The following is a 26,946-nucleotide window of genomic DNA, read 5'->3' on the forward strand; positions in this document are numbered from 1 at the left end:
CGGGGTCATGACACAGGCTCTGAGGCCTCCGCCGAGACCTCAGCGGGGAACCCGGCCCGCCAGCTCGTCCCAGTGCACCGTGCGGTCGCACCACCGCTCCAGGAGTACGCGGTCGTGGCCGACGGCGAGCAGTCCGGCGCCGCGCTCGGCCCGGTACTCCTCGACGACGTGGACGAGCGCCGCCGTCGTCGAGGCGTCGAGCATCGCCGTCATCTCGTCGCAGATCAGCCATCGCGGACGGAGCACCAGCGCACGGGCCAGACAGGCCCGTTGCAGCTGGCCGTCGCTGACCTCGTGCGGGCGGCGGCCCAGGAGGTCCTTGCCGAGGCCGACCCGGGCGGCCAGCTCCGGGACCGTGGCGGCCGCTTCGCTGCCGCGCCCGACGGCCCGCAGCGGTTCCGCGATCAGGGCGGTCAGGGGCAGGCGGGGGTCCGCGGAGAGCCGCGGCTGCTGGAAGACGACCCCGAAGGCGGTGCGCAGCTCGCGGGGCGCCCGGTGCCGCCAGCCGCGTGCGGTCTCGCCGTCGATGACGACCTGGCCCGCATCGGGCCGGTGCAGGAGCGCGGCGACCCGCGCCAGGGTGGACTTGCCGCAGCCGCTGGGCCCGAGCAGGCCCACGGACTCGCCGGGCGCGAGGGTGAGGCCGACGTCCCGGACGACGGGGGCGCGGCGGTCGTACCCGGCGGTGATGGAGCGCAGTTCAAGCACGGGGTGCCTCCAGCACGTCCGCGTGGGGGTGGTGGCAGGCCGTGCCGCCGGTGAGCGCGGGCAGCGCCTCGCAGGCCCCGTCGGCCCGGTCGCAGCGCGCCGCGAAGGCGCATCCCTCGGGGAGGGCGGACAGTTCGGGCGGCATGCCGGGGACCGGGATGAAGGCGCGCTCCGGCAGGGCGTTCAGGAGCCCGCGGGCATAGGGATGCCGGGGTCCGGGCGTACCGAAGAACTCGTCCGCGTCGGCGAGTTCGACGACACGGCTCGCGTACATCACGGCGACCCGGTCGGCGATGCGCTCGGCGGCGGCGAGGTCATGGGTGATCAGGAGCAGCGCGCGGTCGTCGCCGACGTGTCGGCGCAGCTCGTCGACGGTGCGGTCCACCAGGTCCCGGTCGAGGCCGGTCGTGGGCTCGTCGGCGAGGAGCAGCGGCGCGTCGCCGATCAGGGCGAGCGCGGTGGCGGCGCGCTGGGCGAGGCCGCCGGACAGCTCGTGCGGATAGCGGTCGAGGTGGCCGAGGGGGAACGCGGCGCGCTCGGCGGCCGCCTCGGCCGCGGCCCTGAGCTGAGGCTTCCGCACGCCCGAGAGCTCGCGCAGCGTCTCCTCCAGCTGGGAGCGGACGGTGCGGACCGGTGTCAGGTGGGCGGCGGGGCTCTGCGGTACGAGGCCGACGCGGCGGCCGCGCACGGTGCGGGCCAGCGTCCGCTCGTCGGCGGTCAGCAGGTCGACGCGGCCCGCGCCTCCGGCGTCGCCGATCAGCGCGGATCCGGCGGTCTCCGCGTTCTGCGGGAGCAGTCCGAGCAGCGCGGAGGCGAGCACGGACTTGCCGCAGCCGCTCTCGCCGACCAGGGCGAGGCACTCCCCCGCCGCGAGGTCGAAGGTGGCGTCGGTGACGGCGGACACGTGGCTGCCGCCGCGCATGCGGAACCGCACGGAGAGACCGCGGACGGAAAGGACGGGGACCGTCACAGCATGAGCTCCGATCGGCGCCGAGGGTTGATCCGTTCCCGCCAGGCGCCCGCGAGGCCCGCGATCGCCAGGGTGGGCACGATAATGAACAGGCCGGGGAACAGCGTGGGCCACCAGTCGCCCGCGAGGAGGGAGCCGCGCGCGCTCTGCACGAGCGTGCCGAGGCTGGCCTGGTGGGAGGGGAGTCCGAGGCCGAGGAAGGACAGCGCGGACTCGTGCCAGATGGCGTGCGGCACCATCAGGACGGCGGCGAGTCCGGCCTGCGGCAGGACACCGGGCAGCAGGTGCCGCACCGCGACGCGCAGCCGCGAGGCACCGCCGGAGACCGCCGCGTCGACGTAGGGCCGCGAGCGCAGCGACAGGACCTCGGCGCGCACGATGCGGGCGGTGGACAGCCAGTGCGTGAGCGCCACGGAGACGACGACCGGCCAGACGCCGGGCCGGAACATCGCGACGATGAAGATACCGAGCAGCAGGTGCGGCACGGAGGCGAAGACGTCCACGAGGCGCATCACGAGCCGGTCCACCCAGCCGCCCGACGCGGCGGCGAGCGCGCCCACCGCCGTGCCGATGACGGTGGCGACGACGGCCGCGACGACACCCACCAACAACGAGACCCGCAGCCCGTACACGCAGCGCAGCAGCAGGTCGCGGCCGACGTCGTCGGTGCCGAAGGGATGGGCGAGCGACGGCGGCCGCAGCTTCGCGGCCAGGTCGACGGCCTGCTCGTCGAGGTGGACGAGCGGCGGTACGAGGAGGACGGCGAGGACGACCGCGGCGACGAGCACCGCGGAGGTGCGCACCCGCCACGTGCGCGTGGAGCGGCGCACGCCGCCCCGGTCGCGCCACACGATGTCAGCCATCCCGGCCTTCTCAGCCCTGTCAGCCTTCTCAGCCATCGAATCCCACCCTCGGATCGGCGAGGCCGTACAGGAGATCGGCCACGAGGTTGCCCAGGAGGACCGCGACCGTGGCGAGCGCGGTCAGCGCGGCGAGCAGCGGGAAGTCCACGGACGTCGCGGCCTGCACGGTGGCCGCGGCGATGCCCGGCCAGCTGAAGACGGTCTCCACCAGAAGCGCTCCGGTGATGAGTTCGGGCACGCGCGAGCCGATGAGCGTGAGGACGGGCAGCATGCCGGAGCGCAGCGCGTGGCCGAGGAGGACGGTCCGCTCGGCGAGGCCACGCGCGCGTGCGCCGCGCACGGGGTCGTCGCCCAGGGCGTCGCCGACCCCCTGACGCACGTACAGCACGAACCAGGGCAGCTGGGAGACCGCGAGCACACCGGCGGGCAGCACCAGATGGCTCACGACCTGTCCGGCCGTCACGGTCGAGCTGGCCGTGTCGGTCAGTCCGCCGGAGGGCAGGACGCCGAGCTTCAGCGCGAAGAACCAGACGGCGAGGAGGCCGAGCCAGAACGGCGGCGCGGCTTCGAGGGTGTACGCGAGGGACGTGACGGCACGGTCGAGCCAGCCGCCGGGCCTGCGGGCGGCGAGCACGCCGAGCGCGGTGCCGAGGAGGATGGCGACGACGAACGCGGTCGCGGCGAGCAGCACGGACCAGCCGATGCGTTCGCCGATGGCGTCCGCGACGGGCTGCCTGAGTGTGCTGGAGTCCCCGAAGTCACCGGTGAGGGCCGAGGTCAGCCAGTCCCACCAGCGGGCGGTCAGCGGCCGGTCGACGCCGAGGTTGGCGCGCAGCTGGTCGAGGTTCTCCTGCGAGGCGGTGAGTCCGGCCGTGCCCGCGTACGCCTTGACGGGGTCGAAGGGCGACGCGGCGGCGATGGCGAAGACCCCGAAGGTGACGAGCAGCAGCACGGGGACGGCGAACAGCGCCCGCCGGGCCACGAGCCGGGCCATCGGCCCCCAGGGGAGGCGACGGCGCGTCGCCTCCCCCGGAGTCCTTGTTGTCGCAGAGGTCACTTCTTCGGCTGCCAGTCCTCGACGTTCCACCAGGGACCGGAGGCCAGACCGTGGTCGTGCGGCTCGACCTGCGTGCTCAGGTCGCCGAACTTCTTGTCGACGACGTAGAGGTGGTCGATGTGCGTGAGGAACGTGTAGCCCGGGTTCTTCACCAGCTCGCGCTGGATCGTGTCGTAGGCGGCCTGGCGCTCGGCGTGGTCGCCGCTCTTGCGGGCGTCCTCCAGGGCCTTGTCGACCTTGGCGTTGTCGTAGTGCGCCATGTTGTTGAAGCCGTCACCGGCCAGGGAGGACTTCAGGAGCGTGTACTGGTCGAAGTCCGGGTCGGCCGGGGAGCCGCCGCCTGCGAGGACCGCGTCCTTGGGCATACGGGGCTCGATGACCTCCCACGTGCCGGACTGCACCTCCACCTTGACGCCGATCTTCTTGGCGTCGGAGGCGTAGGCGAGGGCGTGGTCCTGGCGGAGCTTGTCGCCGGAGAGGTACCAGAGCGGGAACTTCGCCCGGACGCCGTCCTTCTCGCGGATGCCGTCCTTGCCCGGCTTCCATCCGGCGTCGTCGAGGATCTTCTTGGCCTTGTCGGCGTCGAACTTGCGCTCGGTGCCCTTGGTGAACCACGGGCTGTCGGTCGGGACGGGCCCGTAGGCCTCCTTGCCCTCGCCGTACAGGATCGAGTCGACCATGGCCTTGCGGTTCACGCCGATGTCGAGGGCGCGCCGGATGTCGGTGTCACCGGCGACCTTGTTGCCGGAGGGCAGGGTGACGACGCGGTAGTCGAAGGTCTTGGCTGCGTAGGTGTTCTTGCCGCTGTCGCTCTTGTACTTCTTGGCGAGGTTGGGCGGCAGGATCGCGCCGTCGAGCTCACCGGCGTCGAGCCGGGTGGCGCGGACGTCGTCGTCCTTGATGATCGCCATGGTGAAGTTCTTGACCTTCGGCGCGCCGCCCCAGTAGCCGGGGTTGGCCTTGAAGGTCAGCTTCTCGCCCTTGGACCACTTGACCAGCTCGTACGGTCCCGTGCCGATCGGCTTGGTGGTGAAGGCGCCGGTGTTCACGTCCTGCTTGCCCGCGACGTGCTCGGGCGCGATGGGCAGGACGGTGCGCTCGGCGAACGGCGCGTAGGGGTACTTGAGGTGGAAGACGACGGTGTCGTCCCCCTTCGCCTCGACGCTCTTGACGGCGTCCAGCTCGGTCTTGGACGCGTTGTTGGTCTTCTTGTCGAGGATCGTCTCGTACGTGAAGACGACGTCCTTGGCCGAGAAGGGCTTGCCGTCGCTGAACTTGACGCCCTTGCGCAGCTTGTACGTGTAGGTCCTGCCGTCGTCGGCGACCTCGGGCAGCTCGGCCGCGAGAGCGGGCTTGAGCTTCATGTCGGCGTCGTGCGTGAGCAGGCCGTCGAAGATCTTCGAGTTGCCGTCCTTGCCGTAGCCGAGGAGCGGGCTGAGGGTCTCGGGCTCGTACGCGATGCCGACGACCGCGGAGTCCTTGGCGCCGCCGTCGCCGTCACCCGGCGCCGAGCACGCGGAGGCGGCGACCGCCGTTGCGGCCGCCATCGCCACCGCGCCTGCGCCCCGTATCGATCGGGCCCTCATGCTCCACACCCCTACTGAAGATCAGATGTTATTGCGAACGGGTCGCAATTATGCCGTACGTAATGGTGGCGTAAAACACGCAGCCCACACCTGGTAGGTGTGGGCTGCAGGAAAATACCGGGGTGGGGTGTCCGGGGAGCGCCGGACGTAACCGGGGAGGGTCAGGGGGCCTGGAGGTCGACCAGCCCCGCCAGCGCCTCGCGGTGCCGGCCCGCCGTGCCGTAGGCGATCGAGTCCGCCTTGGCGCGCTTCAGATAGAGGTGGACGGGGTGCTCCCAGGTCATGCCGATGCCGCCGTGCAGCTGCAGCGCCTCCTCGGCGGCGTGCACCGTCACGGAGCCCGCGTAGGCCTGGGCGAGGGCGGCTGCCACGTCCGCGTCGGCGCTGTCCGTGGCGAGGGCGTCGGCGGCGTTGCGCGCCGCGGCACGGGTGTTCACGACCTCCAGCCACAGCTGCGCGAGCCGGTGCTTGAGCGCCTGGAAGGACCCCACGGGCCGGTTGAACTGGTGCCGCTCCTTGGTGTACCGGACGGTCTCCGTCAGGCACCACTCTGCGACACCGAGCTGCTCCGACGCCAGCAGCGCGGCACCGGCCCGCAGGCCTCGTCGGACCGCCGCGTCGGCGTCCCGCGTCAGTTCGCGTGCCGCGGCCGCGTCGAAGGTCACCGTGGCGAGCGGCCGGGTGAGGTCGAGGGAGGTCTGCGCCGTGACGGTGACGCCGTCCTGCGCCGTGTGGACCGCGAAGAGGCCGCCGTCGGCGGGGACGAGCAGCACATCGGCGCCGACCGCGTCCGCGATGCCGGTCAACTCGCCGTGCAGCGCCCCCGCTTCATGGCGTACGCCCTGGAAAGGAGCGCCGGGCGCCACCGCGAGACCCACCGCGAGCGCGCCCACCGTGCGCCCGGCGGCGAGCGCGGCGAGCAGCTCGGAGGCCTCGCCCGCTTCGCTCCCGACGCAGGCAAGCAGTGTCTCCGTGGCGACGACGGCGCTGGTGAGATACGGCACCGGCGCGACCACGCGGCCCAACTCCTCCAGGACGACGGCGGCTTCGCGGTGGGTGGCGCCCTGACCGCCCAGGTCCTCGGGCACGAGGAGCCCGGCGAGACCCATGCCTTCGGCGAGCGCCTTCCACAGCTCGCGGTCGTGCGGTCCGGCGGCCGCCGGGGATTCGGCGCGGGCCAGCACGGTGGCGGCATCGCACCGGTCGGCGAGCAGGCCCCGCACGGCCGAGCGCAGTGCCTCTTCCTCTTCGGAGTAGAGCAGGTCACTCATCGCGCGAGGTCCTTCCAGGCGACGTCCTTGTCGGTGCGCGGCTCGGCGGGCAGGCCCAGGACGCGCTCGGCGACGATGTTCAGCAGGACCTCGCTGGTCCCGCCCTCGATGCTGTTGCCCTTGGACCGCAGATAGCGGTAGCCCGCGTCACGGCCCGTGAAGTCGACCAGCTCGGGCCTGCGCATCGTCCAGTCGTCGTACAACAGCCCCTCCTCGCCGAGGAGTTCCACCTCCAGGCCGCTGATCTCCTGGTTGAGGCGGGCGAAGCCGAGCTTCATGCCGGAGCCCTCGGGGCCCGGCTGTCCCGCGACGAGCTGCTGGCGCAGCCGCTCCCCGGTGAGCCGGGCCACCTCCGCGTCGACCCAGAGCTTCAGCAGGCGCTGGTGGAGGTCGTGGGTGCGCAGGTCGGGGCGGTCGCGCCAGGCCGCGGCGACCGGGCCGATCATGCCGCCCTCGCGCGGGATGCGCATGCCGCCGATGGAGACGCGCTCGTTCATGAGCGTGGTCTGGGTGACCTTCCAGCCGTCGCCGACCTCGCCGAGGCGGTGCGCGTCGGGGATGCGCACATCGGTCAGGAACACCTCGTTGAACTCGGCCTCGCCGGTGATCTGGCGCAGTGGCCGCACCTCGACGCCGGGGTCGGTCATGTCGCACACGAAGTACGTGATGCCGCGGTGCTTGGGCAGGTCCGGATCGGTGCGGGCGATGAGGATGGCCCAGCGCGCGGTGTGGGCGCTGGACGTCCACACCTTCTGGCCGTTCACCACCCAGTCGCCGCTCTCCCCGTCGCGGACGGCGCGCGTGCCGAGCGCCGCGAGGTCGGAGCCCGCGCCCGGCTCACTGAAGAGCTGGCACCACACTTCCTCGCCGGTCCACAGCGGGCGCAGGAAGCGGCGCTTCTGCTCCTCGGTCCCGAAGCCGAGGACGGTGGGCGCCGCCATGCCGAGGCCGATGCCGATGCGGCGCGGGTCGTTGTCCGGCGCGCCCGCGGCCTCCAGTTCGGCGTCCACGACGGCCTGCAGGGAGCGCGGCGCGCCCAGGCCGCCGAGGCCCTCGGGGTAGTGCACCCAGGCGAGACCGGCGTCGAAGCGGGCCTCCAGGAAGGCCGCGCGGTCCACCGCGGCGGGCGGGTGCGCGGCGAGCAGCGCGCGGGTGCGGGTGCGCAGTTCGTCGGCGTCGGTCATGCGGCACCTCCGTGCGGCAGGACGACCACGCGGCCGGTCGTGACGCCGTCGGCGACACGCTGCACGGCGGAAGCGGCGTCCGCCATCGGCACCCGCTCGCTCACCAGCGGCTTGATGGCACCCTTGGCCGCCAGCCCGGCCAGCTCCTCGTGACAGCGCAGGATGGAGCGCGGGTCCTTGGTCTTGTACAGGCCCCAGTGCAGGCCCACGATCGAGTAGTTCTTCACGAGCGCGTGGTTGAGCGCGGGGGTGGGGATGGTGCCGCCGGCGAACCCGATGACGATGATCCGCCCCTCGAAGGCCACGCACTTCGCGGACTGGGCGTAGGCGTCGCCGCCCACCGGGTCGTAGATCACGTCGGCGCCACGACCGCCGGTCGCTTCCTTGACGGCGCCGATCACGTCGTCCGCATGCCGGTCGAGGACGAGGTCACAGCCGAGGTCGCGCGCGACCCGCACCTTGTCCTCGCCGCCGACGACACCGATGACCCTGGCGCCCGCCGCCTTGCCGAGCTGCACCGCGGCGCTGCCCACGCCACCGGCGGCCGCGTGCACCAGGAGCGTCTCGCCCGCCTGGAGGTGCGCGCGGCGGTGCAGGGCGAACCAGCCGGTCTGATAGCCGATGTGGAGCGCGGCGGCCTCCGCGTCGTCGAGCGCGTCGGGGGCGGGCAGCAGCCCGGCGGTGTCCGCGACGGCGTACTCGGCGAGACCTCCGTGCGGCAGCACTGAGTTGGCGATCACGCGCCGTCCGTCCTCCGTCTCGCCGCAGATCTCCACGCCCGGCGTGAACGGCAGCGGGGGCCTGACCTGGTACTGCCCGCGGCAGAGCAGCGCGTCCGGGAAGTTGATGTTCGCGGCGCGGACCTTCAGCAGCACCTGCCCCTCGTCGAGCGGAGGGCGTTCCACCTCGGCGAGGCGCATCACCTCGCCCGGCTCGCCGTTCTCGTGCACTTGCCATGCCTGCATGCGGGGCCTCCACGGGGCTGTCGTAGACCGTGCTCGTCCGCATACTAAGCGGTCGCTTGCCCCTAAGGGAACAGTCCCGGGAGCCGTCAGTCCGCGTGACCCTTGCGGGTGGGCCGCGCCCTTACGTGCATGCGCTCCCCCTGCGGCCCGAAGAGGCTGATGAACTCCGCGCCGCCCTCGCTCGTGGCCCCGAACCAGTGCGGAACCCGGGTGTCGAACTCCGCCGCCTCCCCCGGCCCGAGCACCACGTCGTGGTCCCCGAGGATCAGGCGCAGCCTGCCCGAGAGCACGTACAGCCACTCGTACCCCTCATGGGTCTGCGGGTCCGGGGCGGGTGAGGTGCGGGCGGGCTCGATCACCTTGTACGCCTGGAGGCCGCCGGGCTGGCGGGTGAGCGGCAGCATGGTGCGGCCGTGCCGCACGATGGGCTTGGCCCGCACGCGCGGATCGCCCACCGGCGGGGCGCCGACCAGCTCGTCCAGGGGGACCTGGTGGGCGCGGGCGATCGGCAGGAGTAGTTCGAGGCTGGGCTTGCGGTGACCGGACTCCAGGCGGGACAGCGTGCTGACCGAGATGCCCGTGGCCGCGGAGAGGCCCGCAAGGGTGGCGCCGCGCTCCTTGCGGATGCGGCGCAGCCGGGGTCCCACCTCGGTGAGGACCTGATCCATCGCCTCCGGCTCCGCGCTCTCGCCGCCGCTGCCGACCGTCTCTTCTCTCATACCCTCCATCATGCCAGTTGTTGCGGTATCAGCAAAGGCGCTTGTCGATACCGCATCTTCGGGAGCATGGTGCGAGTGGAGGTGATCCCCATGAACGGGAGCGCGAACGAGAGGCGGAACGCAATGGGCAACGGGATGGCGTACGACGCGGTGGTCGTCGGCGGAGGCACGGCGGGGCTGAGCGCGGCGCTCGTGCTCGGCCGTTCCCGCCGACGGGTCCTCGTGGTCGACGCGGGCGAGCCGCGCAACGCGCCCGCCGCGCACATGCAGGGCTACCTGTCGCGGGACGGCATGCCGCCCGCCGAGTTCCTCGCCGAGGGACGACGGGAGCTGGAGCGGTACGGCGTGCAGGTCGTGCGCGACCGCGCCTCGGCCGTGACGCCGGACGGCACCGGGGAGTTCGAGGTCGCGCTGGCGGCCGGCGGGGCGGTGCACGCGCGCCGGATCGTCATGGCGACGGGCCTCGTGGACGAGCTGCCCGCCGTGCCGGGGCTACCCGAGCGCTGGGGCCGTGACGTGCTGCACTGCCCTTACTGCCACGGCTGGGAGGTACGGGACGAGTCCTTCGGCGTCCTCGCCGGGGACCCCTTCAGCAGTCACCAGGCGCTGCTCGTCACCCAGTGGTCCAAGGACGTGACCCTGTTCCTGCACACCGTGCGGGACCTGCCGGACGCGGAGTGGGAGCGGCTCGCGGCCGCCGGGGTCCAGGTCGTGGAGGGCGAGGTCGCGGGTCTGGCGGTCGAGGACGACCGGCTGACGGGGGTGCGGCTCGCCGACGGCCGGGTCTTCCCCCGCTCGGTGCTGTTCGTCGCCGCGAAGCCGCTGCCCCGCGACGGTCTCCTGACCGGGCTCGGCGCCGAGTTCGGGGACACCCCCGTCGGGGCGTATCCGAAGGTGGACGAGACGGGCCGCACCAGCGTGCCGGGCGTCTGGGCCGTGGGCAACGCGGCGAGCCCCGTGGAGCAGGTGATCAACGCGGCGAGCGCGGGCTACCGGGCCGGTCTGACGATCAACGCCGATCTCGTCATGGCGGACGTCGAGGCGGAGGTGGCCCGGCGCCGGGCGGGGGTCTTCACTCCTCGGGCGGAGGCGGAGGTCTCACGCGTGTCGGCCGGTGCCCGCACCCACGAACTCGCCGCGGGCTAGGGGCTGTCAGAAGGCCCCTGGGGCCATCGGCCATCCGACTCCGTGTCCAGCAGGATCCACTGGTCGTCCGGCACGTCCGCCGGGGCCGGGGCAGGGGCCGGGCGGGACTCCTCGCGCCAGGCGGATCCCACGGCCGCCGTGGCGATCCGCCGCCAGAACCGGGCCGCGCCCGCATTGGCGGGCTGGAACGCGATCCCCCACGCGCCGGGCCGGGAGCGCAGCAGCTCAAGGGCGGCCGCCCGGCCGACGCCGCGTCTGCGCAGCGCCCGTACGACGAAGAAGGCGGAGATCGAGGTCGCGCCCTCGGGCATCGGGCGCGTGAGCACGAAACCGGCGGGCGCCGACCCGTACTGGATCAGCAGGGCCGACCGCTCCGGCTCGTCGAAGAACAGCGGCAGCCTGCTGAACCCGAAGGTCCCGTCGGCGGCCGGGAGGTGACCGAGGAACTCCGACATGTCGTGGCGGTACAGCTGGGCCAACCGCTCGATCACGGGCCGCAGTTCGGCATCGGCCGGCCGAAGGACGGTTCGTACGTGTTCTTCCGCGCAGGTCATCCGGGGATTCTCGCACCGTACGCGAACTGCGGCCCCGTCAGGGCGCGTTCGTGAAGGAGCGGCGGTACGAGCGGGGCGGCACCCCTCGGCGGCGCACGAACTGTTCGCGCAGGACTGCCGCGCTTCCGTAGCCGACACGGCGGGCGATCTCCTCGACCGGCAGGTCCGTGGTCTCCAGGAGTTCCTCCGCGCCGCTCAGCCGCAGGCTCCGCAGCCAGGCGTGCGGCGTGGTGCCGGTCGCGGCGGTGAAGCGGCGGGCGAAGGAGCGTTTGCTCATCACGGCGCGCCGGGCCAGCTCCGCGACGGGAAGCGGCTCGTGGAGGTTCTCGCGGGCCCAGGCGAGCACTTCGGACAGCCGGTCGTCGTGGCAGTCCTCGGGAACGGGGGCGGCCAGGTACTGCGCCTGCCCTCCGTCGCGGTGCGAGGGCAGCACCACGTCCCGGGCGACGGCGTTGGCCAGCGCGGCACCGTGCTCCCGCCGCAGCAGGTGCAGGCAGAGGTCGAAGCCCGCCGCGGCCCCCGCGCCCGTGATGACGCGCCCTTCGTCGATGTAGAGGGCGTCGGGTTCGACGGTGACGTCCGGATGGCGACGGGCGAGCAGGTCGGCGAAGCGCCAGTGCGTGGTGGCCCGCCGCCCGTCGAGCAGTCCGGCGGCGGCGAGCGCGAAGGCGCCGACGCAGTGGGCCGCGACGAGGGCGCCGCGCTCGTGCGCCGCCGACAGCGCGTCGAGCACCGCGGGGGCGGGCGGGGTACGGAAGTCGGCCCAGGGCAGGGCGATCACGAGGTCGGCGCGCGCCAGCCGGTCCAGGCCGTGCGTGATGGTGAGCGGCACGCCGACGTCGGTGGGGACCGGCCCCGGCCGGTCGGTGCACAGGGCGAGGTCGAAGCCGGGCACCGCCTCGCCGTGCGGGCCGAAGACCTCGGTGACGATGCCGACGGCGAGCATGCCGACCCCCGGCGGGGTGTAGGCGGCGACTGTCGTGAAGGGAGGCACGCGCGCAGTGTGGCACGGTTGGCAGCAATCCTGCGATCAGCGGCACTTGTGCCACTCGTGGGCCGACCCGCCGCCCGGAAGGATGACGGCCATGACGAACGCACCGCTCGGCCGCAGCGCCGCATACACGGTCCTGACCACCGGTTACGTCGGCTCCACCGGCCCCGGAGTCGCCGCCACCGTCTCCTACGTCACCGACGGCGACCGGCACGTGATCTTCGACCCGGGCATGGTGGCGAGCCGCGACCGCATCCTCGCCCCGCTCGCGGAGCTGGGGCTCGGCCCCGACGACATCACCGACGTGGTGCTCAGCCACCACCACCCGGACAACACCGTGAACGTGGGCCTGTTCGGGCAGGCCACCGTGCACGACCACAAGGTGGAGTACCTCGGCGACCAGTGGCGGAACCGGGATGCGGAGGGGTACGAACTCACCCCGTCGCTCCGGCTGATCCGCACCCCGGGCCACAGCACGGAGGACATCACCCTGCTCGCGGGCACGGACTCGGGCGTGGTCGCCTTCGCCGGTGACCTGTGGTGGCACGCGAACGGCCCGGCGGACGACCCGGTGGCCCCCGACCGCGCGGTGCTGCGCGACTCCCGGATCCGGGTGACGGAGGCCGCGGACCTGATCGTCCCCGGCCACGGCGCCCCGTTCGCGCCGGACGCGACCACGCCTCTCTGAGGGCCGCCCCGCGGGGCCGCCGCTCTCTAGCCCAACCAGGTCACATCTGCGCCCAACCCTCCCCCCGTCGGTGCGTCCCCACGACCGGTGCGCGCCGCTCGGACGATGTTGGTGCCGGTGTGCGCACCGGTGGCGGTTTCGGCACCGGACAGGGAGTCGGAGCGAGGGAGCCCACGATGCCGGAACTGTTCGTCGACGGGCAGTGGACAGGGGCCGTCGAAGGCGGACGACGGGACGTGGTCAATCCGTTCGACGCGTCCGTCGTGCGGCAGGTCGACGATGCCGGGGAGGCGGACGTCGACCTGGCCGTGCGGGCCGCCCGGCACGCCTTCGACCGCGGCGACTGGTCGGCGGCGCCCACCCGGGAGCGGGCCGACGTGCTGCTGCGGGTGTCGCGGTTCCTGCTGCGCGACCAGGAGGAGATCGCCCACGTCGAATCCCTCGACACGGGCAAGACGCTCGCCGAGGCGCGGATCGACGTCGAGGACGTCTCGAACGCGTTCCGCTACTTCGCGGAGATCGCCGACAAGGACGGCGGCCGCGTCGTGGACGTCGGCCCCGACGTACTCAGCCGGGTCACCTACCACCCCATCGGTGTCTGCGCTCTCATCGCGCCGTGGAACTACCCGCTGCTGCAGGCCTCCTGGAAGGTCGCCCCCGCCCTGGCCGCGGGCAACACCTTCGTGCTCAAGCCCAGTGAGGTCACGCCGCTCTCCACCCTCCACATGATCCGGCTCATCGCCGAGGCGGGCGCCCCCGCCGGGGTCGCGAACCTGGTGCTCGGCCCGGGCGGCACCGTGGGCGCCGCGATGTCCTCGCACCCCGACGTGGACCTGGTCTCCTTCACCGGCGGCCTGGCCACCGGGCGGCGGATCATGGAGGCGTGCGCGCCGGGCGTGAAGAACCTCGCCCTTGAGCTCGGCGGCAAGAACCCCAACGTGGTGTTCGCCGACTGCGACTTCGAGGCGGCGGTCGACCACACCCTGGAAGCATCGTTCCTGCACTCGGGGCAGGTCTGCTCGGCGGGTTCCCGGCTGCTCGTGGAGGACTCCCTGCACGACCGGTTCGTGGAGCGGCTCGCCGCGCGTGCCCGAACCGTCCGCCTGGGCAACGGCCTCGACCCGGCGACCGAGAGCGGTCCACTGAGCTCGGCGGAGCACCGGGCGAAGGTCGAGGGCTATCTGGAGGTGGCCCGGCAGGAGGGCGCCCGCCTCGTGTGCGGCGGCGGCCGGCCGGACGACCCCGAGCTGTCGCGCGGCTTCTTCCTGCTGCCCACGATCTACGCCGACTGCGACCGCTCCATGCGGATCGTGCAGGAGGAGGTCTTCGGTCCGGTCGTCACGGTGGAGCGCTTCCGCTCCGAGGACGAGGCCGTGGAACTGGCCAACGACACGCGCTACGGCCTGGCGGGCGGCGTCTGGACGAACGACGCGAGCCGCGCCCAGCGGGTAGCCGCCCGGCTGCGGCACGGCACCGTCTGGATCAACGACTTCCACCCCTATGTGCCGCAGGCGGAGTGGGGCGGCTTCGGCCTCTCCGGTTTCGGCCGGGAGCTCGGGCCGACCGGCCTGCGCGAGTACCAGGAGGCCAAGCACATCTACCAGAACCTCAGACCGGGACCCTCCGGCTGGTTCAAGGGCTGAACGGACAGAGCTCGGCAGGGCGAGGCAGGGCGCGACGGAAGGCGGCGGCATGGCCGACGAGACGACGACTTACGACTACCTGATCATCGGCGGCGGTACGGCGGGGTCCGTACTGGCCGCCCGGCTGAGCGAGGACCCGGCCTGCCGGGTCTGTGTGGTGGAGGGCGGGCCCAGCGACGTCGGCGACGACCGGATCCTGAAGCTCCGCAACTGGATCAATCTGCTCGGCTCCGAGTTCGACTACGGCTACACCACCGAGGAACAGCCGCGCGGCAACTCCCACATCCTGCACTCCAGGGCCCGGGTGCTCGGCGGCTGCTCCTCGCACAACACCCTGATCAGCTTCCTGCCGTTCCCGCAGGACCTCGACGAGTGGGTGGCGAGCGGCTGCGAGGGCTGGGGTCCCGAGACGATCCTGCCGTACCGGTCACGGCTGCAGAACACGATCGTTCCCGTCGGCGCCGCCGACCGCAACGCCATCGCGAAGGACTTCGTCACGGCGGCCACCACCCGCCTCGGCGTCCCGGTCGTCGAGGACTTCAACGCCCGCCCCTTCACCGACGGCGCCGGCTTCTTCTCCCTCGCCTACGACCCGGCGACCAACAACCGCTCCTCCGCGTCGGTCGCGTATCTGCACCCCGTCATGGACCGCCCGAACCTGACGCTCCGTCTGGAGACCTGGGCGTACCGGCTGCTCCCCGACGACGAGGGCCGCTTCACGCGCGTGCAGGTCCGCAACCCCGACGGCTCGGTGTCGACGCTGGAGGCCGAGGCGGAGGTCCTGCTGTGCGCCGGGGCCATCGACACGCCCCGGCTGCTGATGCTCTCCGGGATCGGGCCGGCCGACCAGCTGCGCGACCTGGGCATCGAGGTCCGCGCCGATCTGCCGGGGATCGGGGAGAACCTCCTCGACCACCCCGAGTCGGTGATGGTGTGGGAGACGAGCGGGCCGCTGCCGCCGAACTCGGCCATGGACTCCGACGCCGGGCTCTTCCTGCGCCGCGACGCGGCGGGCGGCCCGCGCCCCGACCTGATGTTCCACTTCTACCAAGTGCCGTTCACCGTCAACACGGAACGCCTCGGCTATCCCGTCCCCGAGCACGGCGTCTGCATGACCCCGAACGTGCCGCGGGCCCGCTCCATCGGCCGCATGTGGCTGCGCAGCGCCGACCCGTCCGTCAAACCGGCCCTGGACTTCCGTTACTTCACCGATCCGGAGGGGCACGACGAGCGCACCATCGTCGACGGCCTGCGCATCGCCCGTGAGGTCGCCGCCACCGCCCCGCTCAGCGACTGGCTGCTGCGCGAGGTCGCCCCGGGCCCTGACGTGCAGTCCGACGCGGATCTGTCGGAGTACGGACGACGCGCGGCCCATACCGTCTACCACCCGGCGGGGACCTGCCGGATGGGCGCCGAGGACGATCCGATGGCCGTGGTCGATCCGCAGCTGCGGCTGCGCGGGCACGACGGACTGCGGATCGTGGACGCGTCCGTCTTCCCGACCATGCCGACCATCAACCCGATGGTGACGGTGTTGCTCGCCGCCGAACGCGCGGCGGACCTCATCATGGCCCGGCCGGCCCCCGGGGCCGCCGTTGCGGAAGGGGCACACCAGTGACCGCAGGCACGCCGGACAGCACCGCGGACGCGGTCCCCGGGGAAGAGAATTCGGAGTTCCGCAAGGAGATGGGACCGTGGGCGAACTTCGCCCTCGGGTTCACCTATCTCTCGCCGGTGGTGAGCACGTACACCCTCTTCGGCACGGCCCTCGCCGACGGCGGCCCGCCGATGATCTGGGCGTTCGTCATGGCGGGGTGCGGGCAGTTCCTCGTCGCGCTGGTCTTCGGCGAGGTCGTCGCGCAGTACCCGGTCGCGGGCGGCGTCTACCCGTGGGCGCGGCGTCTGTGGGGCAAGCGCTGGGCGTGGATGACCGGCTGGGTCTACATGTGGGCGCTGCTCGTCACCATCACCAGCGTCGCGTACGGCGCGGGACCCTACATCGCGATCCTGCTCGGCTTCCGCCCCACCGTGCACACCACCGTGCTGTGCACGATCGCGCTGATCGTGATCTCCGTGCTCATCAACTACGCGGGCACGAAGGCGCTTTCGTGGGCGGCGCTGATCGGTTTCAGCGCGGAGCTGCTCGGCGCGCTGGTCGTCGGCATCATCCTGCTGACCACACACCGCTTCCACGGCCTCGGCGTCCTCTTCGACGACTACGGCGCGTCCGGTGACGGCTCCTATCTGCCCGTCTTCCTCGGCGCCGCGATCATCGGCTTCTACCAGTACTACGGTTTCGAGGCCTGCGGGGACGTCGCCGAAGAGGTCAAGCACCCCGGCAAGGTCATCCCCAAGGCGATGCGCCGCACCATCTACGTGGGCGGGGCCGCGGCGACGTTCACCTGTCTGACGCTGCTCCTCGCGGTCGTCGACTACCGGGCCGTGATCTCCGGGAAGGACACCGACCCGGTGGTCAGGGTCCTCTTCGACGCCCTGGGCGAGGCGGGCGCCCGGACGGTGATGGCCGTCGTACTCATCTCCTTCCTGTCCTGCACGATCAGTCTGCAGGCCGCGGCCGGGCGGCTGATCTACTCCTACGCCCGCGACGAGATGATCATCGGCCACCGGCTGCTGCGGCAGTTCTCGTCGGCGCGCGCCGTCCCTCCGTACGCGCTGCTCGTCTCGGCGGTCCTGCCCGCGCTGATCGCCGTCGGTTCGCTCATCTCGGAGGACGCCCTCACGAAGATCGTGTCCTTCGCGATCCTCGGCATCTACGCCTCCTTCCAGATGGTCGTCCTGGCGGCGCTGCGGGCCCGACTCAAGGGGTGGAAGCCGAGCGGCGAGTACCGGCTCGGCCGCTGGGGGCTGCTGGTCAACGTCGGGGCGCTCGCGTACGGGATCTTCGCCATCGTCAACATCGCCTGGCCCCGCACTCCCGAAGTCCCCTGGTACGACAACTGGATCGTGCTGCTGAGCGGCGGCACCGTGGTGGGCGCGGGCCTGGTGTACATGTTCACGACGCACCACTACGGACGCGGCGACGCGCCCTCGGGGAACGCGGTGCCCGACGAGGCGGACACCGCGTGACTCCGCGGGCCGGCGGGCCCGCGGCTAGGTGAGGTCGGCGAGGAGCGTGTCGAGCGACTTGGTGAGGGACTCGGCGTTGGCCGTGTCGAACCACGTGGTGCGGATGCGTTCGTTGCTCCCGCCGGGTGTCTCGTGGTCGCCCGCGAGCTGCGCGGGCGACCGCGTGTCGTCGTCAAGGGCACGCCCGACGGCCTGGAAGAGGCTGCGGACGTAACGGTCCGCGGCCTCGGCCGGAATGCCCTGCCGGGCGGCCCAGGCGGTGAGTGTCGCCAGGTACGCGTAGTGGGCGCTCAGCGTGCCCGTCAACGTGGAGAAGACGCCGAAGGCCGCTTCGTCCGCGACGGGGAGCGCGCCGCCGAGTCCGTCGAAGAAGGCGTCGACGACCGGGTGGGACGGGAACGTCACGGTGACGCAGCGGCGCTCGCGCACGGCGGGCAGCGGGATGGCACGCACCACGGGAGCGGTGGTGCCGAGCAGTTCGCGCAGCTCGTCGATGCCGACACCGGCCATGACGCTGAGCACGACCTTGTCGCCGCCGACCCGGAGTCCGTCGAGGGCCTCGGCACGGTCCTGGGGGCGAACGGCCAGGATCACCAGCTCCGAGCGGTCGGCGACGTCCTGGTTGTCCGCGCACACCCGCACGTTCGGATACCGCTCGGACAGCTCGGCGGCCGTCCGGGCTCCACGTGGCGAGAGGTGGATCTCCGGTGCCTCCTGGGCTCCGTCGCACAAGCCGTCCACCATGGCCCGGCCGATCTCGCCCACGCCTATGATCCCGATGCGGTTCACCACTGTTGGCCCCTGTCCTGTCGGCAGCTGTGCCCGAAGCATCTCGTGCCGTCCCGCGCCGCTGTGCACGGGCCTGGAGGTTTGGTCCCGCACGGGGTATCGATGCGCGCATGACGAACCACGACACGGAGGACGGGGCACTGCCCGGGTTGCCGTCGCCTCCCCCGCTGGGCGCGACGGCACTGCCCCCGGGCACGTACGACGGCACGGCCGTCCTCGTCACGGGTGGCGGGACGGGACTCGGCAAGGCCGTCGCCGCCGAGTTCGCGCGGCTCGGCGCCGACCTGGTGATCGCGAGCCGCAAGGAGGACCGTCTGGGGGCGGCCCGGGACGAACTGGCCGCGCTGGGCGGGCGCGTGACCGCGGCGGTCTGCGACATCCGGGACGCCGAGCGCGTCGCCGAGGTCTTCGACGCGGCGCAGGAGGCGTACGGGCTGCCGGGGGTCCTGGTGAACAACGCGGCCGCCAACTTCCCCGTGCCGGCCGAGGACATGTCACCCAACGCCTGGCGTTCGGTCGTGGACATCACGCTCACCGGCACGTTCCTGATGACGCGCGAGTTCGGCCGCCGTCACCTCGCCGCGGGCACCCCCGGCTCGGTCATCGACATCGGGGCCTCGTACGCCTGGACCGGCGGCCCCGGCTTCGCGCACAGCGCGGCGGCCAAGGCCGGGGTGAAGAGCCTGGTGGAGACCCTCGCGGTGGAGTGGGGGCCGTACGGGATCCAGGTCAACGGCCTGGTGCCGGGGCTGATGCCGCACGACGACATGACCGACGACATCCGCGCCAATCTGGACCCGGCGCCGGACAACGACTCCCGCCAGCCCGCCCTCCGCGTCGGCCTGCCCCGCGAACTGGGCTGGGCCGCCACGTTCCTCGCCTCCCCCTACGCCCGCTTCATCACGGGCCACACCCTGGTGGTCGACGGCGCGAACTGGCAGCGCCGGGGGCTGGTCAGCCCGCACGTGGTGACGGTGCGGGAACAGATGGGGAGAGCGGCGTTCGACGGCCGCGCCCCCTCCGACCGGCGCCCCGGCTCTGACAGGCGCTCCCCCTCGGACCGGCGCCCTACTTCCCCCCGAACGCCGCCGTCCGGCCCGCCGCCTTCGCCCCGTACCCCTCCCGGGAGTCCTCCGAGGTGAGCGTGATCGCCGCGTTCATGGCGACGCGGTCCAGCGCCCCCGCCATCCCCGAGTCCGCGTACGCGTCGATGCCGCGCTTGATGCCCTGCACCGCGAGCGGCGCGTTCGCGGCGATCTCGGCCGCCAGCGCCCGGGACGCCTTGCCCAACTCCTCGACCGGGACCACCTGCTGGAGGAGCCGCAGGCGCTCGGCCGTGACCGCGTCGATCCGGCGGCCGGTGAGTGCGAGCAGCTTCGCCCAGCCCGCGCCTGCCTCGCGCGCGATGCGCAGGTCGCCGCCCGCGTCCACGGCGAGGCCGAGCTGCGCCTCGGGAAGGGCGAAGACCGCGTCGTCCGCGGCGATCCGCACGTCCGCCATGAGCGCCAGCTCGAAGCCGAAGCCCAGGCAGTACCCCTGGACGGCCGCGACGACCGGCTGCGGGAGCCGTGCGAAGGCGCTGAAGCGCTCGTGGGCCCAGCGCAGCCCCTCGTAGTAGCCCCTGGTGCGCTCGGCGCCGGAGCGGCCCGTGATCGCGCCGCCCGGCGCCGTGATGTCGATGCCCGCGCAGAACGCCCGGCCCTCGGCACGCAGGAGCACCGCCCTGATGGAGTCGTCGAAGCGGATCCGGTCGGCGAACAGGCCCAGTTGGCGGGTGGCCTCCCAGCTCCACGCGTTGAGCTTGCGCGGGCGGCAGAGGGTGAGGATGCCGAGACCGTCCTCGACGTCGAGGCGCAGCCGCTCCTCGCCCTCCGGGATGTCCGTGCCGATGGTGTCGATCATCCGCGCCCCGCTCCTCCCGACCGCCCGGCCCACTCTCCTGATGGTTCGTCAGGTCAAGCAGCCTAGAGGCGCGGGCTCACCGGCTGAAGACCTCGAACGGCACCGCGGGCTTCCCGCCGAAACGCGACGCCATCGACTGCATGTTGCCCGTCAGGAACGTACGGCAGTACTTCTCGGGGTCCTCGTCCGTCAACGCCTCGATGTACGTGCGGTGTTCGAGGAGCGAGGCGACCGCGCGCTCCAGGCCCGCCGTCGCGTCCGCGGCGTGGGTGGGCGTCGACGAACCGGCGACGGCGACCCACCGCACGCCGTTCCAGGGCTCCAGGCCCTGCTCCTCGATCAGCTCCGGGAAGATCCAGCGGTTGCCCGCGTCCGCCGCGGCGTCCAGCGTGGCACGGCCGACGGCCACGTGGTCGGGGGTGTTCCAGGCGACGCCGCCCCAGGTGTCGCGGTGGTTGAGCGTGATGACCAGCTCGGGGCGGTGCCTGCGGATCGCGGCGGCGATGTCGCGGCGCAGTGCCGTGCCGTACTCGACGACGCCGTCCTTGTGGTCGAGGAACTCCACGGCCTCGACGCCGACGACGGCCGCGCTCGCGCGCTGCTCCCGCTCGCGCAGCGGCCCGCAGGTGGCGGGGTCGATCGTGTCGATGCCTGCCTCGCCGCGGGTGGCCAGGACGTACGTGACCTCGCGGCCGCCGTCCGTCCAGCCCGCTATGGCCGCCGCGCACCCGTACTCCAGGTCGTCCGGGTGAGCGACGACGGCCAGTGCGCGCCGCCAGTCCTCGGGCATGGGGGTGAGCTGGTCGGCGGGGGCGGTTGAACTCTGCGGCTCAGTCATGATTCTCAGCCTAGCGCCGGGGTCCGACAATGGGTCGGCCCCCGGCGGGCCGCCGCGGCGGGCCGCGGGACCGTGCGGCTCTCAGGCCTCGCCGCGTGCCAGCGCGAGCAGCCGGTCGAGCACCCGCGGTCCGCTCACGCGCAGCCCGTCGTGCTCGAACTCGTCCGTGACCCAGGTGCGCAGGCCGCGAATCGTGCGGGCGGTGCGCAGGGCGTGCTCCGTGTCGACGTACATGTCGTCGTGGTAGACCGCCGCGGCCACCGGCACCTCGTTCGCGGCGAGGCGCTCGGTGTCGTACAGGCGCGGCCAGTCGGTGCGCTCGGCGAGGAGGTCGGCGGTGTCGCGCAGGGGGCGCAGCGCGGGATCGCTGTCGAACATCCAGCGCTGCACGGCCTCACCGGTGAACAGCAGCGGCGCGTCGCCCGCCAGGGTCTTCTCCGCGTCGAACTGCGGGAACTCGGCACGCATCCGCTCGGCCGACCAGGCGGTGGGCCGCCCGCCCTGGCCGTAGATCGCCTCGTGCAGGACGGCGAAGAGCGGGTTGCCCGCGTACGAGAGGGCGGCCTGCACATTCTCCTGGAAGGCGTCGGAGAGCGCGAACCCTGCCGGTGTCCGCACGAAGGCGTCCTCCAGGAGGTAGTGCAGGCGGTGGCTGCCGTCGCCGGTCCCGAGCAGCATTCCGAGGGACTGGAAGGCCGGGGCGGTCAGCTTGTAGCCGCCGTTCAGGACGGGCTCGTGCTCGGCGAGGTGGGCGGCGATGCGGCGGGCCCGCTCGACGTCCTGCGGATAGCGGGCGTAGTGCGCGGCGGTCTTGCGCTCCATGCGCGGGTAGGCCGCGCGGTACACGTCGTCGGCGTGGCCGTCGAGCGTGGGCAGGCCGCCGGTGATCAGCGCGGTGGCGAGTCCCTCGGGCGCTGCCGACAGGTAGTGCGTGGCGCAGAAGCCGCCGAAGCTCTGGCCGAGGACGGTCCAGGGGGCGCCGCCCGTCACCTCGGGACGGATCGCCTCGCAGTCGCGGACGATGGAGTCGGCGCGGAAGTGGGCCAGGTAGTCGGCCTGTTCGCGGGCGCCGCCGCGCAGCGGGAGCGTCTGGCGGTTGGCGGGCGTGGAGTTGCCCGTGCCGCGCTGGTCCAGGAGGAGGACGCGGAAGTCCTGGAGGGCGCGGTCGAGCCAGGACTCCGAGCCGTTGAAGCGGGTCGCCCCGAAGCCCGGGCCGCCCTGCAGATAGACCAGCCAGGGCCGGTCCGCGCCCCCTCGGGACGCCGAGACCGCCTCCCGCGCGAAGACCTCGATCCGCTCCCCCGCCGGGTCGTCGTGGTCGAGCGGCACGCTGAAGCGGCGGTCGGCGAGGACGACTCCGGGCTGGCGGTACGAGAGGGTCACAGCGGCTCCTGGCGAGGTGGCGGACGGGTGTCTTCGTGGGCCCAGTCCAGCACATCCGCCGTTGCGCGGGGCTTGCGGGGCGGCCGAGCGCAAAGGAGTGGACAGGGGCTCGACGGCCGTCGAGCCCCTGTCGGCCTCAGCGGAAGACCTGCTCTCAGTGGAAGGCCCGCCCTCAGTGGACGACCCGCTCCACGAACGCGTCGAGGTTGTCGCGCAGGCGCTCGATCTGCTGCTCGACGGTGAGGGATTCCTCCATGCGCCCGCCCGGTGCCGCCTTCTTCCTGCCCCGCACGTACAACGAGCAGTCCAGGTCGGAGCAGATGTAGAGGCCCACCGAGTTGCCTTCGCGGCCGGCCCGGCCCGCCTTGGGGGCGGTCATGAGGGAGACGCCGCTGCCGGGATGCGTGGTCAGGCACAGCGAGCACAGGCTGCGGCGCAGGAAGCCGCGGTTGCCGGAGGCGGAGCGCAGGGACAGGCCGACGAGCTCATCGGCGCGTTCGACGACGAGGTACTTGCGATCGGGCGCCGACAGATCGAACCAGCCCAGGAAGTCCAGGTCGTCCCAGTGGTCGAGGTCCGCCAGGCTCTTGGGCATGGGGAGGCGTTTGGCCTCGCCCTTCGAGCAGTTGACGAACGAGGTACGGATGTCGTGCTCGGTCAGGGGTTTCATGGTGGTTCCTTCGAGGAGTGGGGCGGACGGTGGTGGGGCACGGCCCCGGCTCAGTGGGCCGGTGCGTCGTTTCCGGCGTGCTCCGGCGTCTTGGGCCGTACGGTGAGGCCCGCCACCAGGGCGGCGAGCAGCAGGACGCCCGCCGAGCACCGGTAGGCGACGGAGAAGCCGTGCACCATCCCTGCGTCGAGGGCCGCGCCGCCGTGAGCAGGATCGTGCGTGTGCGAGTGGACGTAACGGCTGGTGGCGCCGGTGGCGATGGTGTTGAGCAGTACGGTGCCCAGCGAAGCGCCCATCTGTTGAACGGTGTTGAGGGCAGCCGAGGCCACACCGGCGTCCTGCGCGGGCACGCCGGCGGTGGCCGTCGCGTAGACCGGCATGAAGGTCAGGCCCATGCCCAGTCCGAGGAGCAGGAGGGCGGGCAGCACGTGCGGGACGTACTGCGCATGCACGGTCAGGCGGCTGAGCAGCACCATGCCGACGGCGGCAAGGACCATGCCGGACGACATCAAGGTGCGCGGCGCCGTGCGTGGCAGCAGGCGGGCCGCGATCTGGGTCGCGCCGATGACGATCCCGGCCGAGATCGGCACGAAGGCCAGGCCCGTCCGCACCGGCGGATAGCCGAGTACGACCTGCAGGTAGTACGTGAGGAACAGGAAGACGCCGAACATGCCGACGGTGGCCAGGCCCATCGTCGCGAGCGATCCGGCCCGGACGCGGTCCTTGACGATGCGCAGCGGCAGCAGCGGGCTCGCCGCGCGGTCCTGCCACCACACGAAGGCGGCGAGCAGGATCACGCCGGCCACGAGCGGCGTGCGCACCGACGGGCTGGTCCAGCCGCGAGGTCCGGCCTCGCTGAAGCCGTACACGAGGGCGACGAGCCCGCCGCAGCCCAGCAGCACGCCCGGCACGTCCAGGTGCCCGCCCCGGCGGCCGGAGCGGTCGCGCAGGAAGGCCGGTGCGCCCAGCAGGGCGGCCAGCGCGATGGGCACGTTGACGTACAAGGACCAGCGCCAGTTCAGGTACTCGGTCAACAGACCGCCCACGATCAGCCCGACCGCGCTGCCGCCGCCGGCCAGCGCTCCGTAGACCCCGAACGCCCTGGCCCGCTCCTTGGGGTCGGTGAACGTCGTCGTCAGCAGCGACAGAGCCGAGGGCGCCAGGACCGCCGCGAACGCACCCTGCAGGGCCCGTGCCGCGAACAGCATCCCGGGACCGGCCGCCGCGCCGCCCAGCGCGGAGGCCGCGGCGAACCCGGCCAGGCCGATGACAAAGGTGCGCTTGCGGCCCACGAGATCGGCGATCCGGCCGCCGAGCAGCAGCAGCCCGCCGAAGGCCAGCGTGTAGGCGGTGATCACCCACTGCCGGTCGGCGTCCGACATGCCGAGGGCGTGCTGGGCGGAGGGCAGCGCGATGTTCACGATGGTGCCGTCAAGGATCACCATCAGCTGGGCGAGGGCGATGACGGCCAGCGCCCACCAGCGCTTCGGATCCGGTGCCGGAGTCGGAGTCGGAGTCGGGGCGGGAACCTCGCGGTCCGGGGAACGGTCGGTGGCCGTGGAAGGGGCGGACGGGAGGGATTCCCCTCCGGGACGTTTCTTGCTCATGGCGATCACGCACGTTTCGTGTCGAAGTGCTGTCGAGACAGCCGGCCGGGGACGGTCGCAGGGATGACGACGGGCCGGTGTACGCAGCACGGGGACACGGCGGCGCTCTTGCCGGTCGTGCGGCGGAGAGCGCCGAGATCACGGTGACCAGCAAGAGAAGGGCCCGTCTTCGGGCGCGCGCCCCCGCGACCCGCACGGCGACGAACCGCGCGGGTCAGGACATCTCGTGACGCGGCATCTCAGGGAGATGCCGTGGACAAGAAGCAAGAAGGGGGAAGAGTTACCGCGCGCCGCAGAGGAGGGAGGGCACACGGCCGGAGGCAACTATGGTCGCAACGCATTCGGCACGGTCCATGTCTCTCGCCTCCTTCCGGGCAGGGCACGCAGTGCGTGTCGACGCCGAGCGCGCCGAGTGGGGCGGCAGAGGACCTGCCGCACGAAATCCTGGACAGGCTACCCCATCGATGCCACCGAGCGATCAGAATTTCCGACCGCCCACGCATCCCTGGCCGCAGGCCAAGAGATGACGCCATCCTGCAGGAGCGGTGCGGGTGTCGCTCGTAGTCGCGGGCCGGTCGGCGGTGGTGCCGAACGCCCAGACAGAAGCTGTGAACGAACCTGCTCGCTGACGGCTGCTGTGGCGGCAGAGCGGTTCCGCTCGTTCGGGCGTGACGCGGGTGATCAGATCGATGCGCCGCTCGTGCTCGGGCCCGCGGGCGCCGAACAGCTACCAGCCGGTCACGAACACAGGGCCGACGACGGTGACGGCGAGGGCTCCGGCGAAGACCAGGGCCAGGACGAGGCCGACGTTCCACAGCCGCAGCCCGCGGCGCTCCCGGCGTGTCAGGTCGGAATCGCACCCCGCAGGATCACCCGCGGCTCCGGCCGGGCGCAGCCCTTCAGCCACATCTCGCCGTTCCCCATGGTTTTCGTCAGGCGCCGCCCCAGGCCGCGGCGTCCGAGCCCCACGGACCCGGCGGGCGTGTCCAGTTCACCGGGCCTCCCTCATATGACACCGGCGGCAGCGCGTGCCGTAGGCGGCCCATGGGACTGTCGGCCTCGGCCAGCCACCGCGCGGGGTCGAAGCCGTCATCCTCGCCCTGAGCGGAGGCCAGGTCGTGGACGAGCCAGTGCGCGGTCCGCGCCAGCGCCAGGCGCACCAGCCGGGTTCCGCCCGTGCGGTGCTGCTCGGTGAGCGCGCGCAGCACCCCGGCCGCAAGCAGGTAGCCGGTGCCGTGGTCGAGCGCCTGGGCGGGCAACGAGCCGGGCGACTCCGGAGAGCCCTCCAGCTCGGCGATGCCGGTGGCCGCCTGGACCAGGCTGTCGAAGCCACGCCGCTCGTGCCACGGCCCGTAACGGCCCCACGCGGACAACTGGGCGATCACGAGACCCGGACGGCGCCCGGCGAGCGCCTCGGGCGTCAGTCCCAACCTCTCCAGCGCTCCCGGCCGGTAACCGGTGACCACCACGTCCGCCTGGCCGAGCAGCTCCTCGAAGACCCGGCGGCCGGTGGCGTCATCCAGGTCCAGGGTGGCCGAGCGCTTCCCCATACCCGTGTCGTTGTGGGCCTCCTGACTTTCCGGCAGCTGTGGGGCGTCAATCCGCAGCACGTCCGCGCCGAGCAGCGCCAGCGTCCGGGTGGCGACGGGTCCGGCGAGCACCCGGGTCAGATCCAGGACGCGCAGCCCCGCACACGGCAGCGCGGCGTCACCCAGCGCCCGGTCAGGCGCATCATCGAGGCACGCCGTCGTCAGCAGCGGCTGCCCGGCGACCAGGACCCCCTGCTCGCTCGTGGCCCACTCCTCGGGGCCGCGTGCCGCGACGGCCAAACCGCCCGCCGCGTACACGCTCTGCTCCACCTCCAGCGCGCTGCGCCCCGCGATGACCCCGGCCACCGCGTCCACCGCCACCTCGTCGGCGTCCCCCGGCACCCCGAGTGCGGCGAGCAACCGGGTCCGATGGTGCGGGTAATTGGCGTGCGTGCGCACCCATCCATCGGCCGCCCGCCAGAACCGGGACAGCGGCGCGAAAGTCGACCACGCCCGCCCGTCGAGCCGCACGAGCCGGTCGCTGAGGAACGCCGTCGCGACCGCCTCGTCATCGACCCGCACCCGGGGCACGGGCCGCTCCGTGCGTACGGAAGCGAGCTCGGCGGCCGCGAGCGAGCACACCGCGACGGTGGCCCGCGCCAGCTCCATGACAGGCAGCCGCGCCGGCAGCCCTCCGGACGGGCCGCCGAAGGACACTCGGTCGAGCAGGGAGGAATCGGCACCCAATGCCGTCCAAGCCTGCGCCGTACCTGCGCCGAACACTCCTGCATCCATG

25 protein-coding genes are annotated in these 26,946 nt (G+C 72.7%); 6 read left to right on the plus strand and 19 right to left on the minus strand.

Features of this window, described 5'->3' with window-relative positions; genetic code table 11:
* Nucleotides 1-39: 39 nt before the first annotated feature.
* From AOK03_RS19270 to AOK03_RS19310, 9 genes are all read right to left on the minus strand, one after another.
* Entirely contained in the window at nt 40-708 is a 669-nt protein-coding gene (locus AOK03_RS19270) for an ABC transporter ATP-binding protein (RefSeq protein WP_055566543.1), read from the minus strand.
* Complete coding sequence (locus tag AOK03_RS19275; RefSeq protein ID WP_063792526.1) at nt 701-1,630, minus strand: ABC transporter ATP-binding protein; 930 nt, start codon at nt 1,628-1,630, stop codon at nt 701-703. The genes AOK03_RS19270 and AOK03_RS19275 overlap by 8 nt, the downstream gene beginning before the upstream one ends.
* A gap of 44 nt (nt 1,631-1,674) precedes the next feature.
* Nucleotides 1,675-2,541, minus strand: coding sequence for an ABC transporter permease (locus AOK03_RS19280; RefSeq protein WP_055566545.1), 867 nt, complete (start codon nt 2,539-2,541; stop codon nt 1,675-1,677).
* A 28-nt stretch (nt 2,542-2,569) separates the two neighbouring features.
* Nucleotides 2,570-3,535 carry an ABC transporter permease gene (locus AOK03_RS19285; protein WP_055566546.1) on the minus strand — a complete coding sequence of 322 codons (966 nt, stop codon included), beginning with the start codon at nt 3,533-3,535 and terminating at the stop codon, nt 2,570-2,572.
* A gap of 59 nt (nt 3,536-3,594) precedes the next feature.
* On the minus strand, nt 3,595-5,184 hold the full coding sequence (locus AOK03_RS19290; protein WP_055566547.1) for an ABC transporter substrate-binding protein: 1,590 nt from the start codon (nt 5,182-5,184) through the stop codon (nt 3,595-3,597).
* 161 nt (nt 5,185-5,345) lie between these two features.
* Nucleotides 5,346-6,455, minus strand: a complete 1,110-nt coding sequence (locus AOK03_RS19295) for an acyl-CoA dehydrogenase family protein (protein WP_055566548.1) — start codon at nt 6,453-6,455, stop codon at nt 5,346-5,348.
* Complete coding sequence (locus AOK03_RS19300) at nt 6,452-7,639, minus strand: acyl-CoA dehydrogenase family protein (RefSeq protein ID WP_055566549.1); 1,188 nt, start codon at nt 7,637-7,639, stop codon at nt 6,452-6,454. The genes AOK03_RS19295 and AOK03_RS19300 overlap by 4 nt, the downstream gene beginning before the upstream one ends.
* Nucleotides 7,636-8,604: an NADPH:quinone oxidoreductase family protein gene (locus AOK03_RS19305; RefSeq protein WP_055566550.1), complete on the minus strand. Its 969-nt coding sequence runs from the start codon at nt 8,602-8,604 to the stop codon at nt 7,636-7,638. The genes AOK03_RS19300 and AOK03_RS19305 overlap by 4 nt, the downstream gene beginning before the upstream one ends.
* A gap of 86 nt (nt 8,605-8,690) precedes the next feature.
* Nucleotides 8,691-9,323, minus strand: a complete 633-nt coding sequence (locus tag AOK03_RS19310) for a helix-turn-helix domain-containing protein (RefSeq protein WP_244177666.1) — start codon at nt 9,321-9,323, stop codon at nt 8,691-8,693.
* Between the two features lie 123 nt (nt 9,324-9,446).
* Here AOK03_RS19310 and AOK03_RS19315 point away from each other — a divergent pair, with 123 nt between their 5' ends.
* Nucleotides 9,447-10,469, plus strand: coding sequence for an NAD(P)/FAD-dependent oxidoreductase (locus tag AOK03_RS19315; protein ID WP_055566551.1), 1,023 nt, complete (start codon nt 9,447-9,449; stop codon nt 10,467-10,469).
* Here the strand turns inward: AOK03_RS19315 and AOK03_RS19320 are convergent.
* Both AOK03_RS19320 and AOK03_RS19325 read right to left on the minus strand, forming a co-directional pair.
* Nucleotides 10,466-11,023: a GNAT family N-acetyltransferase gene (locus AOK03_RS19320; RefSeq protein WP_055566552.1), complete on the minus strand. Its 558-nt coding sequence runs from the start codon at nt 11,021-11,023 to the stop codon at nt 10,466-10,468. The genes AOK03_RS19315 and AOK03_RS19320 overlap by 4 nt on opposite strands.
* 37 nt (nt 11,024-11,060) lie before the next feature.
* Nucleotides 11,061-11,969, minus strand: a complete 909-nt coding sequence (locus AOK03_RS19325; RefSeq protein ID WP_055566592.1) for a GlxA family transcriptional regulator — start codon at nt 11,967-11,969, stop codon at nt 11,061-11,063.
* A gap of 139 nt (nt 11,970-12,108) precedes the next feature.
* On the opposite strand from AOK03_RS19325, the gene AOK03_RS19330 reads away from it, so the two are divergent.
* From AOK03_RS19330 to AOK03_RS19345, 4 genes are all read left to right on the plus strand, one after another.
* Nucleotides 12,109-12,702: an MBL fold metallo-hydrolase gene (locus tag AOK03_RS19330; protein ID WP_055566553.1), complete on the plus strand. Its 594-nt coding sequence runs from the start codon at nt 12,109-12,111 to the stop codon at nt 12,700-12,702.
* 176 nt (nt 12,703-12,878) lie between these two features.
* Entirely contained in the window at nt 12,879-14,345 is a 1,467-nt protein-coding gene (locus tag AOK03_RS19335) for an aldehyde dehydrogenase family protein (RefSeq protein ID WP_055566554.1), read from the plus strand.
* Between the two features lie 49 nt (nt 14,346-14,394).
* Nucleotides 14,395-15,963 carry a GMC family oxidoreductase gene (locus AOK03_RS19340; RefSeq protein WP_055566555.1) on the plus strand — a complete coding sequence of 523 codons (1,569 nt, stop codon included), beginning with the start codon at nt 14,395-14,397 and terminating at the stop codon, nt 15,961-15,963.
* On the plus strand, nt 15,960-17,432 hold the full coding sequence (locus tag AOK03_RS19345; protein ID WP_244177667.1) for an APC family permease: 1,473 nt from the start codon (nt 15,960-15,962) through the stop codon (nt 17,430-17,432). The genes AOK03_RS19340 and AOK03_RS19345 overlap by 4 nt, the downstream gene beginning before the upstream one ends.
* Before the next feature lie 24 nt (nt 17,433-17,456).
* On the opposite strand, the gene AOK03_RS19350 is transcribed toward AOK03_RS19345, so the two are convergent.
* Nucleotides 17,457-18,221 (minus strand): NAD(P)-binding domain-containing protein, encoded by a 765-nt coding sequence (locus AOK03_RS19350; RefSeq protein WP_244177668.1) that lies wholly within the window; start codon nt 18,219-18,221, stop codon nt 17,457-17,459.
* Between the two features lie 110 nt (nt 18,222-18,331).
* Between AOK03_RS19350 and AOK03_RS19355 the strand changes: the two genes are divergently transcribed.
* Nucleotides 18,332-19,363, plus strand: a complete 1,032-nt coding sequence (locus AOK03_RS19355; RefSeq protein WP_208609558.1) for an SDR family oxidoreductase — start codon at nt 18,332-18,334, stop codon at nt 19,361-19,363.
* Here AOK03_RS19355 and AOK03_RS19360 read toward each other — a convergent pair.
* From AOK03_RS19360 to AOK03_RS19390, 7 genes are all read right to left on the minus strand, one after another.
* On the minus strand, nt 19,290-20,123 hold the full coding sequence (locus AOK03_RS19360; RefSeq protein ID WP_055566556.1) for an enoyl-CoA hydratase/isomerase family protein: 834 nt from the start codon (nt 20,121-20,123) through the stop codon (nt 19,290-19,292). The two genes, AOK03_RS19355 and AOK03_RS19360, sit on opposite strands and share 74 nt — an antisense overlap.
* A gap of 76 nt (nt 20,124-20,199) precedes the next feature.
* Complete coding sequence (locus AOK03_RS19365; protein ID WP_055566557.1) at nt 20,200-20,961, minus strand: PIG-L deacetylase family protein; 762 nt, start codon at nt 20,959-20,961, stop codon at nt 20,200-20,202.
* Nucleotides 20,962-21,042: 81 nt separating this feature from the next.
* Nucleotides 21,043-22,344, minus strand: a complete 1,302-nt coding sequence (locus tag AOK03_RS19370; RefSeq protein ID WP_055566558.1) for an alpha/beta fold hydrolase — start codon at nt 22,342-22,344, stop codon at nt 21,043-21,045.
* A gap of 172 nt (nt 22,345-22,516) precedes the next feature.
* On the minus strand, nt 22,517-23,014 hold the full coding sequence (locus tag AOK03_RS19375; protein ID WP_055566559.1) for an FBP domain-containing protein: 498 nt from the start codon (nt 23,012-23,014) through the stop codon (nt 22,517-22,519).
* A 50-nt stretch (nt 23,015-23,064) separates the two neighbouring features.
* Entirely contained in the window at nt 23,065-24,621 is a 1,557-nt protein-coding gene (locus AOK03_RS19380) for an MFS transporter (RefSeq protein ID WP_208609559.1), read from the minus strand.
* A 727-nt stretch (nt 24,622-25,348) separates the two neighbouring features.
* Complete coding sequence (locus tag AOK03_RS19385; protein ID WP_055566560.1) at nt 25,349-25,528, minus strand: hypothetical protein; 180 nt, start codon at nt 25,526-25,528, stop codon at nt 25,349-25,351.
* 25 nt (nt 25,529-25,553) lie between these two features.
* Nucleotides 25,554-26,945 (minus strand): CoA transferase, encoded by a 1,392-nt coding sequence (locus AOK03_RS19390; protein WP_055566561.1) that lies wholly within the window; start codon nt 26,943-26,945, stop codon nt 25,554-25,556.
* Nucleotide 26,946 lies beyond the last annotated feature (1 nt).

Source organism: Streptomyces atriruber, assembly GCF_001418325.1.
In the GTDB taxonomy this organism is placed as follows: domain Bacteria; phylum Actinomycetota; class Actinomycetes; order Streptomycetales; family Streptomycetaceae; genus Streptomyces; species Streptomyces atriruber.